At 57.3% G+C, this 16,345-nt stretch carries 13 protein-coding genes; 10 read left to right on the top strand and 3 right to left on the bottom strand.

Translation table 11 applies throughout. The annotated features are described in order from the left end of the window. Positions 1 to 75: 75 nt before the first annotated feature. Complete coding sequence (locus ACL2XJ_RS25790) at positions 76 to 456, top strand: DUF496 family protein (protein WP_243701544.1); 381 nt, start codon at positions 76 to 78, stop codon at positions 454 to 456. A 1,219-nt stretch (positions 457 to 1,675) separates the two neighbouring features. Here the strand turns inward: ACL2XJ_RS25790 and ACL2XJ_RS25785 are convergent. After that, the gene (locus ACL2XJ_RS25785) at positions 1,676 to 2,626 is read right to left on the bottom strand and encodes an L-lactate dehydrogenase (RefSeq protein WP_413724999.1); all 951 of its coding nucleotides are present in this window, start codon (positions 2,624 to 2,626) and stop codon (positions 1,676 to 1,678) included. A 160-nt stretch (positions 2,627 to 2,786) separates the two neighbouring features. Here ACL2XJ_RS25785 and ACL2XJ_RS25780 point away from each other — a divergent pair, with 160 nt between their 5' ends. After that, positions 2,787 to 3,425, top strand: coding sequence for a DNA-3-methyladenine glycosylase family protein (locus ACL2XJ_RS25780; protein WP_413724998.1), 639 nt, complete (start codon positions 2,787 to 2,789; stop codon positions 3,423 to 3,425). A gap of 334 nt (positions 3,426 to 3,759) precedes the next feature. Here ACL2XJ_RS25780 and ACL2XJ_RS25775 read toward each other — a convergent pair whose 3' ends face one another. Then, entirely contained in the window at positions 3,760 to 5,055 is a 1,296-nt protein-coding gene (locus ACL2XJ_RS25775) for an NCS2 family permease (protein ID WP_132927580.1), read from the bottom strand. 370 nt (positions 5,056 to 5,425) lie between these two features. Here ACL2XJ_RS25775 and ACL2XJ_RS25770 point away from each other — a divergent pair, with 370 nt between their 5' ends. The 8 genes from ACL2XJ_RS25770 to ACL2XJ_RS25735 all read left to right on the top strand — a co-directional run bounded on the left by ACL2XJ_RS25770 (position 5,426) and on the right by ACL2XJ_RS25735 (position 14,252). Beyond that, on the top strand, positions 5,426 to 6,307 hold the full coding sequence (locus ACL2XJ_RS25770; protein ID WP_413724997.1) for a MurR/RpiR family transcriptional regulator: 882 nt from the start codon (positions 5,426 to 5,428) through the stop codon (positions 6,305 to 6,307). An 86-nt stretch (positions 6,308 to 6,393) separates the two neighbouring features. Further along, a complete protein-coding gene (gene ddpX / locus ACL2XJ_RS25765) occupies positions 6,394 to 6,966 on the top strand; it encodes a D-alanyl-D-alanine dipeptidase (protein WP_413726975.1) in 573 nt (190 codons plus the stop codon). 44 nt (positions 6,967 to 7,010) lie between these two features. After that, positions 7,011 to 8,588 carry an ABC transporter substrate-binding protein gene (locus ACL2XJ_RS25760; protein WP_413724996.1) on the top strand — a complete coding sequence of 526 codons (1,578 nt, stop codon included), beginning with the start codon at positions 7,011 to 7,013 and terminating at the stop codon, positions 8,586 to 8,588. A 53-nt stretch (positions 8,589 to 8,641) separates the two neighbouring features. Continuing rightward, positions 8,642 to 9,661: an ABC transporter permease gene (locus ACL2XJ_RS25755; RefSeq protein ID WP_413724995.1), complete on the top strand. Its 1,020-nt coding sequence runs from the start codon at positions 8,642 to 8,644 to the stop codon at positions 9,659 to 9,661. Beyond that, positions 9,658 to 10,545 carry a D,D-dipeptide ABC transporter permease gene (gene ddpC / locus ACL2XJ_RS25750; protein ID WP_413724994.1) on the top strand — a complete coding sequence of 296 codons (888 nt, stop codon included), beginning with the start codon at positions 9,658 to 9,660 and terminating at the stop codon, positions 10,543 to 10,545. Before ACL2XJ_RS25755 ends, ddpC begins: the two co-directional genes overlap by 4 nt. Then, positions 10,546 to 11,562, top strand: coding sequence for an ABC transporter ATP-binding protein (locus tag ACL2XJ_RS25745; RefSeq protein WP_413724993.1), 1,017 nt, complete (start codon positions 10,546 to 10,548; stop codon positions 11,560 to 11,562). It begins immediately after the preceding gene. Positions 11,563 to 11,579: 17 nt separating this feature from the next. Continuing rightward, a complete protein-coding gene (locus ACL2XJ_RS25740; RefSeq protein WP_413726974.1) occupies positions 11,580 to 12,500 on the top strand; it encodes an ABC transporter ATP-binding protein in 921 nt (306 codons plus the stop codon). Between the two features lie 60 nt (positions 12,501 to 12,560). Beyond that, complete coding sequence (locus ACL2XJ_RS25735) at positions 12,561 to 14,252, top strand: putative bifunctional diguanylate cyclase/phosphodiesterase (protein ID WP_413724992.1); 1,692 nt, start codon at positions 12,561 to 12,563, stop codon at positions 14,250 to 14,252. An 800-nt stretch (positions 14,253 to 15,052) separates the two neighbouring features. On the opposite strand, the gene ACL2XJ_RS25730 is transcribed toward ACL2XJ_RS25735, so the two are convergent. Next, a complete protein-coding gene (locus ACL2XJ_RS25730) occupies positions 15,053 to 16,243 on the bottom strand; it encodes a sugar transporter (RefSeq protein ID WP_279433173.1) in 1,191 nt (396 codons plus the stop codon). Positions 16,244 to 16,345 lie beyond the last annotated feature (102 nt).

Below are 16,345 nucleotides of genomic sequence, written 5' to 3'. Positions count from 1 at the left end.
GCTACTCTGTAGGGTAGCGGCTATGAATTTGTCATCGCAACCTATTCAACCTATGACTTAAGCAAGGAAATCGAAATGGATCATATCAAGCCCTCTTTCCAGGATGTGCTGGAGTTTGTGCGCATGTTTCGCCGCAAAAACAAATTGCAGCGCGAAATCGCCGATAACGAGAAAAAAATCCGTGACAACCAAAAACGGGTCTTGTTGCTGGACAACCTCAGTGACTATATCAAGCCGGGCATGTCCATCGACGAAGTCTTGGCGATCATTGCCAGCATGCGCAGCGATTATGAAGACCGCGTGGATGATTACATCATCAAAAACGCCGAGCTGTCGAAAGAACGTCGCGAACTGTCGAAAAAACTGAAATCCATCGGCGAAGTGAAAGCGCTGGTATCCGCCAATACGCCAAGCGGCGCCACGACAGGCACCCCCACCGGAACGCCCACAGCCTGAGTCAATTCAACGGGGCCATGCCGTTTTCGCCGGTGAGTATGCCGGCGGCGGCGCCCGCGCAAGCCTTAGTGCAAGACACACCGAGGGCCGGAAACTATCCGGCCATCCGGTCCTGCCTGTTTTCCCGGATTTTTTCTCTTTTCTGCCCTGGCGGAATTTAACGGTTTGCATTTGCCTGCCGTTCGTGAATATTCTATTTAAATAGATTCATTAGTTCATGAGGAAATAATATTCCCTTACTGATGAATAAAGAATCAAATGGATGGAAAAAAATGATGTTATGGATGCACTTTGGTTATAAATGATAATGAATTTCGCCATTCCATTATTGCACACCCACTCTTATCTGAATAATATTGTAGACTTGTAGGGTTATTTGTATATTAACACCATGCCATCGTTGATGGGAATGATTTAACCGGGTTTAAGAATATTACTAGCATTATATTTAATAAAATTTATAGAATGTTATCTAATTATCGACAGAGGATGGCAGAAAATTTTCCCGCCGGCAAAGCGTTGTTCCGCCAGATGGGAAACCGACAATGGCATCAGTGAAACGCAGGTAAGTTATTTCATGACCAGCAGAAAAAATCAGCTTAATGTAATATTGCGATCAGTTCTATTATTATCAATGATAATGATTTTAATCCAATCATTGGACCCACCCAGACTGCCGATGCCAATGATTCAATCTCCGTTACCGATGCATTATTATCCGATATTGTCGCCGGTCCCCCAGCGGGCCAGTCTGTTCTGTTCGATCCCGGTCTGCGTGCGAAAGGCTCACCCGGCGCACTGCCCATGCAACCTGCGGCGGGGGGTATTATTGCCGAATTATGTCAGCGCCAACAATAGTGATGTCCTTTGCCAATGGCAAACCAAAGGCAATCACGGTACTTACCGCTTCGTCAAGTATGATGATTTCAAGAAAAGATTAAAACGCATGGTAAGGCGCTTGCTTAAATTAAAATAAAACAGGTTATTTCAGTCAAACGGCCTGATCCGGGGCGGATTGACTTGAATAATAACGCCGTAAATAAATATTAACGTCTTTATGGTTTCGCATAATATATAATTTGACGTAATGTCGTTTATGCTGTTTTTTTAATGGGACATCGCATTGTCTATTGAGCGTTCGCATTCTTTATTTGCAATCACCTAAAGGGTTTTTCCCGGCCGGCAGACCGGAAAATCCTATTGCATTAACGTTAGACCGTTAATGGTGAAGCACCGCCAGTCGCTGGATATTGGTTTTTATAGCGGCCGCCGAATCATCAAACTGCCGCTGCTCCAGTTCGTTGAAATCCAGCTCGATAATCTGTTCGATGCCCCGCTGGGTTAATACCGCCGGAACGCCGATGGCTAATCCCTCCTTGCCATACTCCCCATCCAAGACGCAGGAGACGGTCAGCGCCCGATGGCTGCTGGTGAACAGGTTACGGCAAATTTCGGTAATGGTGCCGGCCACGCCGTATTCGGTACAGCCCTTTTGTGAATAGATTTCAAAGCCAAGCTGGCGTGTGCGCTCGCCCAACGCCGCAAAGTCCAGTTCCTGCCCGGTTTTCCAGCGGCTGTATTCATTGAGCGTCATGCCGTACACCGACGAGTGCGACCAGACCGGGAATTGCGTTTCGCCGTGTTCGCCGAGAATAAAAGCATCGACGCTTTGGGCCGCGATATCCAACTGCTCAGCCAGGATGCGCCGCAAGCGGGTGGTGTCCAGCCATACGCCGGTGCCCAGCACCTGTTGGCGGGGCAGGCCGGAGAGCTTCCATACCTGATAGGTGATAATGTCGCAGGGGTTGGTGGCCACCAGGAATATGCCCTTAAAGCCGTTTTGCATCATCTCCGGTACGATATTACCTACGATGCGGGCGGTGCCGTCCAGCTCGTCCAGCCTGGTCTGGCCGGGTTTGAGGCCGCCGCCGGAAACGGTAATCACCGCGATATCCACATCGGCGCAGTCCGTCACCGGCCGGGCGCTGATGATGATCCGGCCGGGCATATAAGCCGCCGCATCGGCGAGATCCTGGCGATGGCCTTCCACCAGGGATTGGTTCAGATCCACCAGGATAAGCTCTTGGCAAATCTGCTGGTTCAGCAGCGCATAGGCGGCGGAGGATCCTACATTGCCCGCGCCGATGATCATCACTTTACGTGGTTTCATACTGCCTGCCTCTATGAATAGGAAAATGAAGTCCGTAGTACGGATAAGGGCATGGTAAGCCTTCATTTATAGCATTTTTATAAATTATTGCCTAACGAACAAAATGCTATTCTTGAGGCGGTAGAGTGTGTTTTGGGGATTGAAACAGAGAGTGAGATTCATGGCAATATTTGAATATGGTGCGAAAGAATTGAATTGGCTGGCGAAAAGAGATAAGCGCATGGCGCAGGCCATTGAGCGTTTCGGCATCATCATCCGGCCGATGATGCCGGATCTGTTTGCCGCCCTGGTTCGCAATATTGTCGATCAGCAAATATCCACTAAGGCCGCGGTCACGGTGAACGGACGCCTGAGGACGCTGGCGGGCGCCATAACCCCGGCGGCCATGGAGCAATTGACGGCGCAGCAGATTCAATCCTGCGGTATGTCGATGAGAAAGGCATTGTATATTAAGGGGGCGGCTACGGCGGTCATGAGCGGTGAGCTGGATTTGGCGGCCATCGGCGGATATACGGACGGGGAGGTGATTGCGGCGTTATCGCGTCTGCCGGGCATCGGCATTTGGACGGCGGAGATGTTGATGATGTCTTCAATGGGGCGGCCGGATATTTTGAGCTGGGGGGATTTGGCCATTCGGCGCGGGATGATGAATCTTTACCGGCATAGGGAACTGCCACGGGAGCGTTTTGAGCGCTATCGCCGGCGTTACACGCCTTATGGCTCTACCGCGTCCCTTTATCTGTGGGCCTATTCGGCCCCGGAATACAGCCTGCAGCCCATCGTAAAATCCGGCAAATAGGCTCTGTCACGTCCGGTGCTGGCGGAAAAACCATGCCCGATTCGACCCCATCAGCACGGTCTCCCTTTAACACGCTCGCTGCGCGATCGGCGATCGCGGGCCTACCGCGCTGTGGGGCGCTCGGTCGGGCGGTAAAACCACGCCCGATTCGACCCCATCAGCACGGTCTCCCTTTAACACGCTCGCTGCGCGATCGGCGATCGCGGGCCTACCGCGCTGTGGGGCGCTCGGTCGGGCAGGAAAACCATGCCCGATTCGACCCCATCAGCACGGTCTCCCTTTAACACGCGCTCGCATCAACATAAGATTTGCTGAGGCGAGCCCGGCCTGCCGCTTAGGCGCTGAGCCAGCCCAGCTTGATCACAAACAGCAGCGACAGAATCACCAGCGCGGCGTTCAGATCGCGGTAACGGCCGCTCAGGAGTTTCACTACCGTCCAGGTGATGAAACCAAAGGCGATGCCGTTGGCGATGGAGTAGGTCAGCGGCATGGTCAGGGCGGTTACGGTGACCGGCGCGGCCACGGTAATGTCACGCCAGTCGATTTCCGCCAGGCCGGAGGTCATCAGCACGGCGATAAACAGTAACGCCGGGGCAGTGGCGAAGGCCGGGACGCTGCCGGCCAGCGGGGCGAAAAACAGGCTCAGCAGGAAGAGTATACCCACCACGATGGCGGTGAGGCCGGTACGGCCACCGGCGCTGACTCCCGCGGCGGATTCGATGTAACTGGTGGTGGTGGAGGTGCCCAGCAGCGAACCGAACAGGGCCGCGGCGCTATCCGCCACCAATGCTTTGCCCATTTTGGGAATGTTGCCGTCTTCGTCCGCCAGTCCGGCGCGCTTGGTGACGCCAATCAAGGTGCCGGAGTTATCGAACACATCCACGAACAGGAAGGCGAACACTACGCTTATCATGGACACATCAAACGCCCCGCGAATATCCAGGTGCAGGAAGGTCGGCGCAATGGAGGGCGGCATGGAGAGTACGCCGCCCCAAGGGCTTAGGCCCACGGCGATGGAAATAAACGTAATGGCCAGGATGCCTATCAGCACCGCGCCAGGCACCCGGCGCGCTTCAAGCACCACGATAATGATAAAGCCAAGCATGGCCAGCAGCGGGCCGCCTTTGGTCAAATCACCCAGGCCCACCAGGGTGGCGGGATTGGCGACGACGATCCCTGAGCTTTCCAGAGCGATAATGGCCAGGAACAGGCCGATGCCGGCGGCAATGCCCGATCTCAGCGGTAACGGAATACTTCTGATAATCCATTCGCGGATTTTGAAAATGGACAAGGCAAAAAAGATCAATGCCGACAGGAATACCGCCCCCAGAGCCACCTGCCAGGTATGGCCCATATGCAATACCACGGTATAGGTGAAGAAGGCGTTGAGCCCCATGCCGGGAGCCAGGGCGATGGGATAGTTGGCTATAAAGCCCATCAATGCCGAACCGATAGCGGCGGCCAGGCAGGTCGCCACGAACACCGAGCCTTTATCCATACCGGTAGCGCTCAGGATAGAGGGGTTTACAAACAGAATATATGCCATCGCCAAAAATGTGGTCAGCCCTGCCAAAATTTCGGTTCGAACGTTAGTACGATGAACCTTTAATTTGAAAATTCTTTCTAACATGGGAGTTATCTCATTGAAGTTGTCTGCACAGCCTAAGCAATAGCTATGCCATCATTCCGCCTTTTATCCGGCGGCGGCAAACACTGAAGCAGGCGCATTATATAAGGAAACAACGAACTGAGCGCGTAAAAAGTGAATGCCTTTATCCCGATAAGGGCACCTAGAGGGTGCCATTTACCGAAGGTGTTGGTGCAACGGCACCAAATCGGTGCGCCGGCGCGGCGGTTTTGCGCTGGCAATGGTCTCAAGATATTGCCGGTGATGACGTTTATTCTCATATCATGTCTAAATCACTGCCGTAGTCGCGGCCTGGCATAAATTCTGCATGTTATCCTCATAACATTTAACCTTAATGTGTTAATTAACTAACATGACTGTATCCCAAGCCCACTCAGATATCGTCGCCCGCATTGAGGCTTCCTTTATCCATCAAACGCCCTCGGGTAAACGGATTGCCAGCTGGCTGCTGGCCAATCTGACACAGATCCCTTTTGAAACCGCTGACAGTATTGCCCGTAGCGCCGATACCAGCGGTATTACCGTCGGCCGTTATCTGCGGCGCATCGGCTATCGCAATCTGGACGATTTCAAACGGGAGTTGCGGCAGGAGAGCGGGGCTCTTTACCAGACCTGGGGCGTTACCGACCGTCTGGACGCCTACCGGCAGCGCAGCGAACAGCCGCGGCGGCAAAAGCTGCAGCAGTCCCTGGGATTGGAACTGGATGCAATTCAACATGCTTATCAACTGGCGCAAACCGAGACCTTCGATACCGTCTGCCGGCAATTGGCCGAGGCCGATGCGGTATTTGTGGTCGGCATACAATCGACGCGGGGTATCGCCAATGCATTTTTCAGCCATTTGGAATATCTCCGTCCAAATGTATGGTTTGCCGACGGGTTGTCCGGCACCTATGTGGAATCGCTGAATTCCGGATTCACCCATCCTTATCTGGTGGTGACCGATACCCGCGCCTATTCGGTGATGGCGCGGAAATATTGTCGGGTTGCCAGCGAGCGCGGGCTGAGGCTGGCTTTGATAACCGATCTTTTTTGCCCCTGGGCGCGGGATTATCCGGCGGATTTATTGCAGTTGAAAACCGATACCGGCCATTTTTGGGATGCGCTGTCGCCGTTCAGCTGCCTGTTTAATTTAATGCTGTCGGTGGTGGTGGAGCATTTGGGAGACGATATGGAGCGGCGTTTGGCGGCCAACCGGTGGTTGCAGCGAGAATTGGGCCAGTTTGAGCCTTAACGAAGCGGGGGACCGGCAAAAATGCGCCGGGGCCGCTGGGGCATGGACAGTCCAAGCCCGGCATGGCAAAGACACGAGAATAAATGATGAGTGAAGAAATCGAACTTATTGATATTTCCCATAGCCTGCCGGCATTGGAAATAGATCTGAAATACGCCGGCGCCGACAATATCACCGGCCGGGCGATTTACCGGCAACCGCGCTGTCTGCTGCATCCCGAAGCGGCCCGTGCCTTGGCCCGCAGCGTAGAAGTGGCCGCCATGGCCGGCCTGACACTGATTCTGTATGACGCCTATCGACCGCGTCTGGCGCAACAATATTTATGGGAAGCCTGCCCTGACCCCCGCTATGTGATGGACGTTAAGCAGGGTTCCCATCACAGCCGCGGCGTCGCGGTGGACGTCGCCTTGCGCGACAGGGATGGCGGGGTGCTGGATATGGGCAGCGGATTTGATGAGATGATCCCCCGTTCCCATCCGTTTTTTCCCGGTCTGCCGGTGACGGCACAGCGCCATCGCCTGTTATTGAACGCGATCATGGCGGCGGGGGGCTTTCGCGGCATCAGTAGTGAATGGTGGCATTTTGAGCTGCCGAACGCCGCCGGTTATCCGCTGCTTACCGATCGTTTTGGCTGTTATCCTCCCGGCAACGCGAAGTAACTCCGTCGCCGATACCGTCCTAAGTAACTTGCTGGAGCCCTTGTATGCATAACCCCGTAGCCAAGTCATGTTCACTATTGAGCCGAACCTGCGCCGCCGCCGCCGTCGCGTTAACCGTCTCGCTGTCGCCGGCGGTTCAGGCCGCGGTGCCGAAAGATATGCTGGTTATCGCCAAGGCGGCGGATCCGCAAAATCTTGATCCGGCGGTGACCATCGATAATAACGATTGGACGGTAACCTATCCTGCCTATCAGCGACTGATTCAGTACAAGACCGCCGGCGGTAAAGGCTCCACTGACATCGAGGGGGATTTGGCGTCCCGCTGGACGGTGAGCGCCGACCAGTTGATATGGACCTTTACCTTGAAGCCCGGGCAGAAATTCGACGACGGCAGCGCGGTAGACGCCGCGGCGGTGAAGTGGTCGTTTGAACGGCTGATGCAAATCGGCCAGGGCCCGTCGGAAGCCTTTCCCAAAGATATGGTGGTTGAGGCGGTGGACCCGCAGACGGTGCGATTCACGCTGAAAACGCCCTTTGCGCCATTCCTCTATACCCTGGCCAACGACGGGGCGGGCATTGTGAATCCGGCTATCGCCAAGCTGCACCCCGAGGACGGCGGTAAAGCGTGGCTGGCGGGAAATACCGCCGGTTCCGGGCCTTATAAGTTGGAGCGTTGGCAAAAGGGCCAGCAACTGGTGCTGGTGCCCAACGGCTATTTCAACGGTCCCACGCCGGCTTTTAAACGGGTCACGGTGAAAATTATCGGCGAGAGCTCCGCCCGTCGCCTGCAATTGACCCGCGGCGATGTGGATATCGCCGAATCCTTGCCCATCGATCAGCTCACGGCGTTAAAACAGGAAAAAAAAGTGGCGGTGAATGAGTATCCGTCGCTGCGGGTGACCTATCTCTATCTCAACAACGGCAAACCGCCGCTTAATCAGGTGGATCTGCGCCGGGCCATCTCCTGGGCGGTGGATTACCAGGGCATGGTTTCGGGCATATTGGCGGGCGGCGGCAAACAGATGCGCGGCCCGATTCCGGAAGGATTGTGGGGCTATGATCCCGCCGCCATGCAGTACGGCCATGATATCGATAAAGCCAAAGCGGCGCTGGCCCGGGTGAAGGATAAACCGCAGTCGCTGGATTTCCTTTATTCGGTGAATGATCCCAACTGGGAAGCCATTGCCCTGTCGGTGCAGGCCGGCCTGGCGCAAATCGGTATCCAGGTGAAACTGGAAAAACTGGCCAACGCCACCATGCGCGATAGGGTGGGGCAGGGTAACTACGATATTGCCATCGGCAACTGGAGCCCGGATTTCGCCGATCCCTATATGTTCATGAACTACTGGTTTGAATCCGATAAAAAAGGCTTGCCGGGCAACCGTTCGTTTTACAGTAATCCCCAGGTGGATGACCTGCTGAAAAAAGCGGTGTCGGTGGCCGATCAGGCGCAGCGCACCGCGGATTACCGGGCCGCGGAGAAAATCGTTATAGACGAGGCGGCCTATGTTTATCTGTTTCAGAAAAACTATCAGGTGGCGATGAATAGCGATGTGACGGGATTTGTGTATAACCCGATGCTGGAGCAGGTATTCAACGTCGCGCAGATGCGTAAAAAATAGGGCCGCCGTCCGGTTTCCTGTGGATACCCGACCATCCCGCTACAGGGGGAAATATGACGTTCTGGAGCATAATCCGTCAGCGCTGCTGGGGGCTGGTAGTGGTAATGATTGGTGTTTGCGTCATTACCTTTATCATCTCCCATTTGATTCCGGGCGACCCGGCGCGATTGCTGGCCGGGGATCGCGGCAGCGACGAAATAGTGCGGCATATCCGCCATCAACTGGGTCTGGATCAGCCGCTTTATCGGCAATTCATCCATTATATCAGTGATTTGCTGCATGGTGATTTCGGCATCTCCATCCGGACCGGCCGGCCGGTGGGGGAGGATTTGCGGGCCTATTTCCCGGCCACGCTGGAACTGGCCTTAACCGCCATGATCCTGGCTATCGTTATCGGCGTGCCGCTGGGGGTGCTGTCGGCGGTGTACGCCAACCGCTGGCTGGATCATCTGGTACGCCTGCTGGCCATCAGCGGCATTTCCACTCCGGCGTTCTGGCTGGGGCTTGGGGTTATTATACTGTTTTATGGCCGGCTTAACTGGCTGCCGGGAGGCGGACGGCTGGACGATTGGCTGGATCCGCCGCGGCATATCACCGGTTTTTACGTGCTCGACGCGCTGTTGACCGGTAATCGCGAGGTATTGGCCAACAGCCTGCAACACCTGATTTTGCCGTCATTCACCCTGGCGTTCGTCCATTTGGGGATTGTGGCGCGCCAGATCCGTTCGGCGATGCTTGAACAGCTTGGGGAAGACTATATCCGCACCGCGCGGGCCAACGGGCTTTCCGCCATGCGGGTGGTGCTCGGCCATGCGTTACCCAATGCGCTGATCCCGTCGGTGACCATTCTGGGTCTGGCGCTGGGTGATCTGCTGTATGGCGCGGTGCTGACCGAAACGGTTTTTGCCTGGCCCGGCATGGGCGCCTACGTGGTGGATTCCATCCAGGCGCTGGATTTCCCGGCGGTGATGGGATTTGCGGTGGTGGTGTCTTTTGCCTATGTGTTGGTGAACCTGGTGGTGGATTTACTGTATCTGTGGATTGACCCGCGCATGGGCAGGGCGGCGCCATGAGCTTGCAAATCATCCAGCCGCCGGTGACGGCGGTACCGCGGTTTGCCCGCTTGCTCCGGGTCGGCTGGATAGTGCGCCGCAGTCCGCTGACCCTGTTTGGCGGCTTTATCATGGCGGTGATGCTGGCGGTGACGCTGTTCGCCCCCGTTCTGACCCCGCAGGATCCTAATGCCATACAACTTGCCCTGCGCCTGCAGGCGCCTTCCGCCGCCCACTGGTTCGGCACCGACGAAGTGGGCCGGGATTTGTTCAGCCGCGTGGTGGCGGGCAGCCGGCAGTCGGTGGCGGCGGGATTGGCGGTGGTGTTCATCGCCGGTACCCTGGGGTCGCTGCTGGGCTGTTTTTCCGGCATGGTGGGCGGGCTGGCGGATGCGCTGATTATGCGCTGCATGGATGTCATGCTGTCGGTCCCATCGCTGGTGCTGACCATGGCGCTGGCGGCGGCGCTGGGACCGAGCCTGACCAATGCCATGCTGGCGATTGCGGTGGTGCGGATACCCTTTTATGTGCGGCTGGCCCGGGGCCAGACCCTGATGCTGCGGCATCTGCCTTATATGCAGGCGGCGCGGACCTTCGGCGCTTCGCGCTGGCATCTCATCAGTTGGCATGTGTTGCGCAATGTTTTGTCGCCGCTGGTAGTGCAGGCGTCGCTGGATATCGGCACCGCCATTCTGATGGCGGCCACCCTGGGCTTTATCGGCCTGGGGGCGCAGCAGCCCACCGCGGAGTGGGGAGCCATGGTGGCCAATGGCCGCAACTATGTGCTGGACCAGTGGTGGTATTCGGCGTTTCCCGGCTGCGCCATCATGATTACCGCAACCGGATTCAACCTGTTCGGCGACGGCCTGCGCGATTTGCTGGATCCCAAAGGGCGGGGGCGTTAGATGAACGAATCTGAGCCGAACGCCGGCGATCCGGTGCTGGCTATTACCGATTTGGAAGTGAATTTCCCGGTTTACGGCGGTGTGGTCAAAGCGCTGAACCGGGTGACGCTTCAAGTGGGACGCGGGGAAATCGTCGGTTTGGTGGGGGAGTCCGGTTCGGGTAAATCCGTCACCGCCATGATGGCGATGGGTCTGCTGCCGAAGGGGAGTTTTCAAGTGGCCGGCGGCGGGATTAGGGTGTTGGGACGGGATATACTTCAGGCCGGCGAGCCCGAAATGCGTACCCTGCGCGGGTCAACGATGTCAATGATTTTCCAGGAGCCGATGACCGCTCTTAATCCTACCCGGCGCATCGGCGGTCAGATGTGCGAAGTGATCCGTTTGCACCAGCGGGTGACCAAGGCGGCGGCCAAAGGCAAGGCCATCGCGCTGCTCAGCGAGATGCATATTGCTGATGCCGCCGGCGTCATGGAGCGCTATCCCTTCGAGCTTTCCGGCGGCATGCGGCAACGGGTGCTGATTGCCATGGCGTTTTCCTGTGAACCCCGGCTGATTATCGCCGATGAGCCCACCACCGCGCTGGATGTCACCGTCCAGCGGCAGGTGTTGTTATTATTGCAGCGTAAGGCAAGGGCCAGCGGTACGGCGGTGTTGTTCATTACACATGATATGGCGGTGGTGTCGCAGCTGTGCGATCGGGTGTATGTGATGTATGCCGGCACGGTTGCCGAAAGCGGACCGACGGCGCAGGTCATCCGTCAGCCGGCGCATCCTTATAGTCGCGGCCTGATAAACGCCACGCCGGAAGGCGTCGCCCCCCGCTCGCCGCTGCCGGCCATTCCGGGCACGGTACCCGATTTGACGCGGTTGCCGTCGGGCTGTGCGTTTCGCGATCGCTGCCGTTATGGCGACAAGCAGTGTCAGCAGCGGCCCGCCCCGGATAGCTTTCATACCCCCGACGGCCGGCAGGCCGCCTGTTGGCATCCGCAAGACCGGCGATTGGGAGAGATGCCGTGAAGAACAACGAGACGTTAATGGAACTGCGTGATGTGCGGGTGCGTTTTCCCGTCGGCGCCGACTGGCGCGGCAAGGCCAAAAGCTACGTCCACGCCCTCAACGGCCTGGACCTGGCTGTACGGCGCGGCGAGACGCTGGGTATCGTCGGCGAATCCGGCTGCGGCAAGAGCACGCTGGCGCAACTGATGATGGGATTGCTGGCGCCTTCCTCCGGCGCTATTTTTCGCGCCCGCTCCTCCGGGTCATGGTTTGGTTCGGGAATGCAGATGGTTTTCCAGGATCCCCAGTCCTCTTTGGATCCGCGTTTACCGGTGTGGCGCACCATTACCGAACCGGTGTATGTGCAATATCATAATCCGGTTCGCGAGCGGCGGGCGCTGGCGGAGGCCCTGGCGGAACAGGTGGGTATCCGCGGGGGCTATCTGGACCGGCTGCCCCATGAGTTTTCCGGCGGACAGCGCCAGCGGCTGTCCATTGCCCGCGCGCTTTCTTCCGAACCGGATATCGTGGTGCTGGATGAACCCACCTCGGCGCTGGATGTGTCGGTGCAGGCGCAAATCCTTAACCTGCTGGTGGAGTTGCAAGGCAGCCGCCAACTGACCTATGTACTGATTTCGCATAATGTTTCGGTGGTCAGGTATATGAGCGACCGGGTCGCCGTCATGTATCTGGGGCAAATTGTGGAGCTGGGCGACAGCCAGGAGGTTTTGAACCATCCGCGACATCCCTATACCCGATTACTGTTGGATTCCGTACCCCGCGCGGATCGTCCCCTTCAGGAGGCCGACGGCGGGGTTGGGGAGTTGCCCGACAACCGCAAACTCCCCCCGGGCTGTTTTTTCTTCGATCGCTGCCCTTATGCTGGCGACGGCTGCCAAATGCCGCAGCGGTTGGAGGCCAAAGCCTCCGGCGTTGAGGTTCGCTGCCACCGGGTTTGAGGAGGCGTTCAAGGAAAATTCTGCTACTATTTCAAGAGCGATACTTCAGGATGCCATTGTATGTTCAATAACCTCGCGGTTTGCCAAGCAGTGCTTAATGCCTTGCCTGACGCTACCTTTCTTAAGGATGAAAATTATCGTCTGGTGTTTTTGAACCGCAGGGCCTGCGAACTGTTTGGCAAAACCGCTGAGGAGCTCATCGGCCAGACCGCCTTGGATGGGCTGGATGCTTTGCTGGTATCGCATATCCAGGAACGGGATCGGCAGGTGATGGAAACCGGTGAACCGGTAGAATATGAAGAGCGCGTATCGGGACGGGATAACCAAATCACGACCTTTATGGTGCGGTCATCGCGAATTTTATTGAATGCTCGGCCCTATATACTGATTTCATTGAATGACGTTTCGGTACTGCGCGAGTCCGAAGCCCAAACCCGCTATCTGGCCTATCACGATATTCTCACCGGCCTGCATAACCGCACCGCCCTGTATGAAGATCTTAACCATGCGGTGGCGCCCGGCGGAACGTCGGGGCAGACCGGCGGCATGCTGATGCTGATGGATCTCGACGGGTTTAAAAACATCAATGACACCTACGGCCACCAGGCCGGGGATTTCGTGCTGTGCGAATTTGCCCGGCGTTTGCAGCACGTGGTGCCGGAAGAGAGTCTGGTGGCCCGGATGGGCGGTGATGAATTTGCATTGCTGATCAGGGGCGATCTTCCGCGCCAGGACGCGGAATTGTTATGCCGCAAGATTGTTAAGCAGACGCAATCGCCTTTCACCATTACCGGCGCCTCGCCTTTTGTCACGGTATCGGTGGGGGTTATTCAGATAGCGGAGTCGGATACCACCGCCGGCGAGCTGATGCGCAAAGCGGATGCGGCCCTGTATGAAGCGAAACGCAAGGGTAAAAACGTGCATTGTTTTTATTCCGAATCGCTGGATGCCAGCCTCACCAGTAAGCGGCGCATGGAAAAGGCGCTGGCGTCCGCCCTGTCCCGTAATGTCGGCATCAGCTGCGCCTATCAGCCGCTGGTGCGGGCGTCGGACAAGACGATTATCGGGGTGGAGGCGCTGGCGCGGTGGGAAGATCCGGTGTTGGGTGAGGTTTCGCCGGTGCAGTTTGTGCCGCTGGCGGAAGAGACCGGCCTGATCATTCCCTTGGGTAAATTTATCCTGCGCCAGGCCTGTCGCGAGATGCGGCGCTGGGACGCGCTTTCGGTATCGGTTAACGTTTCGCCTATTCAGCTTCGGGACGGCGCCTTTGCCCGGATGGTGCTGGAGTTGCTGGTGGAAGAGGATTTTCCGCCGCAACGGCTGGAGCTGGAGCTGACCGAAACCGCCATCATGAATTCCGATGCCAACAGTAAGGACCAGCTGATTGCCTTGCGTTTGGCCGGGGTGAGAATTTCCCTGGACGATTTCGGTACCGGCTATTCCAGCCTCAGCCTGTTGAAGGACATCGTGGTGGACAGCGTGAAGATTGACCGTTCGTTTGTGCAATTTGTTACGCAGTTGAAGGATACGGCGGCGATTGTTACCGCGGTATCCAATCTGGGGGTGAAACTGAATTTGCAGGTGATCGCGGAAGGGGTGGAGACGGTGGAGCAGCAGCAGTTCCTGGTGGATGCGGGCTGTACGCAGCTGCAGGGTTTCTTATTTTCCAAGCCTCTGACGCAGGAAAATCTGGGGCATTTGCTGGACGGCGACGGGACGGATTATCACTCTACAAACGCGAAGGAAGGGTGATCGTATGCCGCCGCTGGCAAACGTTCGCTGCGCGTTCGATGATCGCGGGCCTACCGCGCTGTGGGGCGCTCTGGCGGGCGGTAAAACCACGCCCGCTTCGACCCCATCAGCACGGTCTCCCTTTAACAGGCTCGTTGCACGATCGATGATCGCGGGCCTACCGCGCTGTGGGGCGCTCCGGCGGGCGGTAAAACCACGCCCGCTTCGACCCCATCAGCACGGTCTCCCTTTAATACTCTCGCTGCACGATCGATGATCGCGGGCCTACCGCGCTGTGGGGCGCTCCGGCGGGCGGTAAAACCACGCCCGCTTCGACCCCATCAGCACGGTCTCCCTTTAACAGGCTCGCTGCACGATCGATGATCGCGGGCCTACCGCGCTGTGGGGCGCTCCGGCGGGCGGTAAAACCACGCCCGCTTCGACCCCATCAGCACGGTCTCCCTTTGACACGTTCACTGCGCGATCGATGATCGCGGGCCTACCGCGCTGTGGGGCGCTCCGGCGGGCGGTAAAACCACGCCCGCTTCGACCCCATCAGCACGGTCTCCCTTTAACAGGCTCGCTGCACGATCGATGATTGCGGGCTTACCGCGCTGTGGGGCGCTCTGGCGGGCGGTAAAACCACGCCCGCTTCGACCCCATCAGCACGGTCTCCCTTTAACAGGCTCGTTGCACGATCGATGATCGCGGGCCTACCGCGCTGTGGGGCGCTCCGGCGGGCGGTAAAACCGCGCCCGCTTCGACCCCATCAGCACGGTCTCCCTTTGACATGTTCGCTGCGCGATCGGTGATCGGGGCGCTTATTCGGTTTCCGCCGCCTGGTTTACGATGGCCGAGTAGCGGTGAAAAATAAACGCGCACAGTCCCAGCGCCAGGGCGCAGAATGCCGCGCCCACTAGGCCGATATTCTCCATGCCGATGTGTATACTCACCTGATTGCCCAGCAGCGCCCCCGCGCCGATACCGATATTGAATATGCCCGAAAAGAGCGACATGGCCACGTCGGTGGCGTCCGCGGCCATCGTCAATACCTTCACCTGCATACAGAGTCCGATGGCCGTCATGGCGACGCCCCATACCAGGCTCAGCAGCGCAATGCTTAATTCGCTAAAGGAGAGCGGGCGCAATACCAGCAGGCAGACGAACAGGACACCGATGGCGGTTATCAATATTCCCGAGGGATAGCGGGTGCTGAACCGGGAGAACATCAGGCTGCCGATAATACCCGCCAAACCGAATAACAGCAGCACCATGGTGGTAAAGTTCTCGCTCATACCGGCGATTTTCTGCAGGAACGGCTCTATATAGCTGTAGGCGGTGTAATGGGCGGTGACCACGGTAGCGGCGAGCAGATACATGCATACCAGCGCCGGCCGCCTGAACAGCTCAGGCACGCTTTTAAGCGAACCGGAATGGTGGCTGGGCAGCGTCGGCAGCAGCTTGAACAGGACCACCATAATCAGGCAGGCCAGTACGCCGATGATCATAAAGGTGGTTCGCCAGCCTAATGCTTCGCCTATCATGCGTCCCAGGGGCAAGCCCAATACCATCGCCATGGCGGTCCCGGTGCTCAGTAAACCCAGGGCCTGGGCTTTTTTACCGCTCGGCGCCACGCGCATGGCCAGCGAGGCGGTGATGGACCAGAATATGGCATGGGCCATCGCCACGCCGAGACGGGCAATCATCAATACGCCGAAACTCCAGGCGAAGGCGGAAACCACATGGCTGGCGATAAACACCAGAAAGGTCAGCATCAATAAGGTGCGCCGTTCAATGCGGCTGGTGAGCAGCATAAAGGGCAGGGACATCAGCGCCACCCCCCAGGCATAGATTGTGAGTATCAGGCCGGCTTGGGCGGCGGTCATAGAAAAGCTGGCGGCGATATCGGACAACAAGCCGATGGGGACAAATTCGGTAGTGTTGAAGATAAACGCGGCCAGGGTCAGACTGACCACTCTTAACCAGGCGGTGGAGCGGGGAGAACGCGATATTTGCATAAAAAATACAGCCAGAATCTTATGATGTTAACGTTATGGACTAAAAACTGCCTACGGCTGTTAATGATAGCGCGTTTCTTGCCCCGTGTTACCGGT

Origin of the sequence: Sodalis sp. RH16 (assembly GCF_047324245.1) — a bacterium.
Classification (GTDB): Bacteria; Pseudomonadota; Gammaproteobacteria; order Enterobacterales; family Enterobacteriaceae; genus Acerihabitans; species Acerihabitans ligni.
The sequence above is the reverse complement of the archived record's forward strand: the minus strand, read 5'-3'. Positions and strand labels throughout refer to the sequence as shown.

Coding starts and splice junctions, on each gene's coding strand:
- ACL2XJ_RS25790 (WP_243701544.1), top strand. CDS start 76: ATGGATCATATCAAGCCCTCTTTCCAGGATGTGCTGGAGTTTGTGCGC.
- ACL2XJ_RS25785 (WP_413724999.1), bottom strand. CDS start 2,626: ATGAAACCACGTAAAGTGATGATCATCGGCGCGGGCAATGTAGGATCC.
- ACL2XJ_RS25780 (WP_413724998.1), top strand. CDS start 2,787: ATGGCAATATTTGAATATGGTGCGAAAGAATTGAATTGGCTGGCGAAA.
- ACL2XJ_RS25775 (WP_132927580.1), bottom strand. CDS start 5,055: ATGTTAGAAAGAATTTTCAAATTAAAGGTTCATCGTACTAACGTTCGA.
- ACL2XJ_RS25770 (WP_413724997.1), top strand. CDS start 5,426: ATGACTGTATCCCAAGCCCACTCAGATATCGTCGCCCGCATTGAGGCT.
- ddpX (WP_413726975.1), top strand. CDS start 6,394: ATGAGTGAAGAAATCGAACTTATTGATATTTCCCATAGCCTGCCGGCA.
- ACL2XJ_RS25760 (WP_413724996.1), top strand. CDS start 7,011: ATGCATAACCCCGTAGCCAAGTCATGTTCACTATTGAGCCGAACCTGC.
- ACL2XJ_RS25755 (WP_413724995.1), top strand. CDS start 8,642: ATGACGTTCTGGAGCATAATCCGTCAGCGCTGCTGGGGGCTGGTAGTG.
- ddpC (WP_413724994.1), top strand. CDS start 9,658: ATGAGCTTGCAAATCATCCAGCCGCCGGTGACGGCGGTACCGCGGTTT.
- ACL2XJ_RS25745 (WP_413724993.1), top strand. CDS start 10,546: ATGAACGAATCTGAGCCGAACGCCGGCGATCCGGTGCTGGCTATTACC.
- ACL2XJ_RS25740 (WP_413726974.1), top strand. CDS start 11,580: ATGGAACTGCGTGATGTGCGGGTGCGTTTTCCCGTCGGCGCCGACTGG.
- ACL2XJ_RS25735 (WP_413724992.1), top strand. CDS start 12,561: ATGTTCAATAACCTCGCGGTTTGCCAAGCAGTGCTTAATGCCTTGCCT.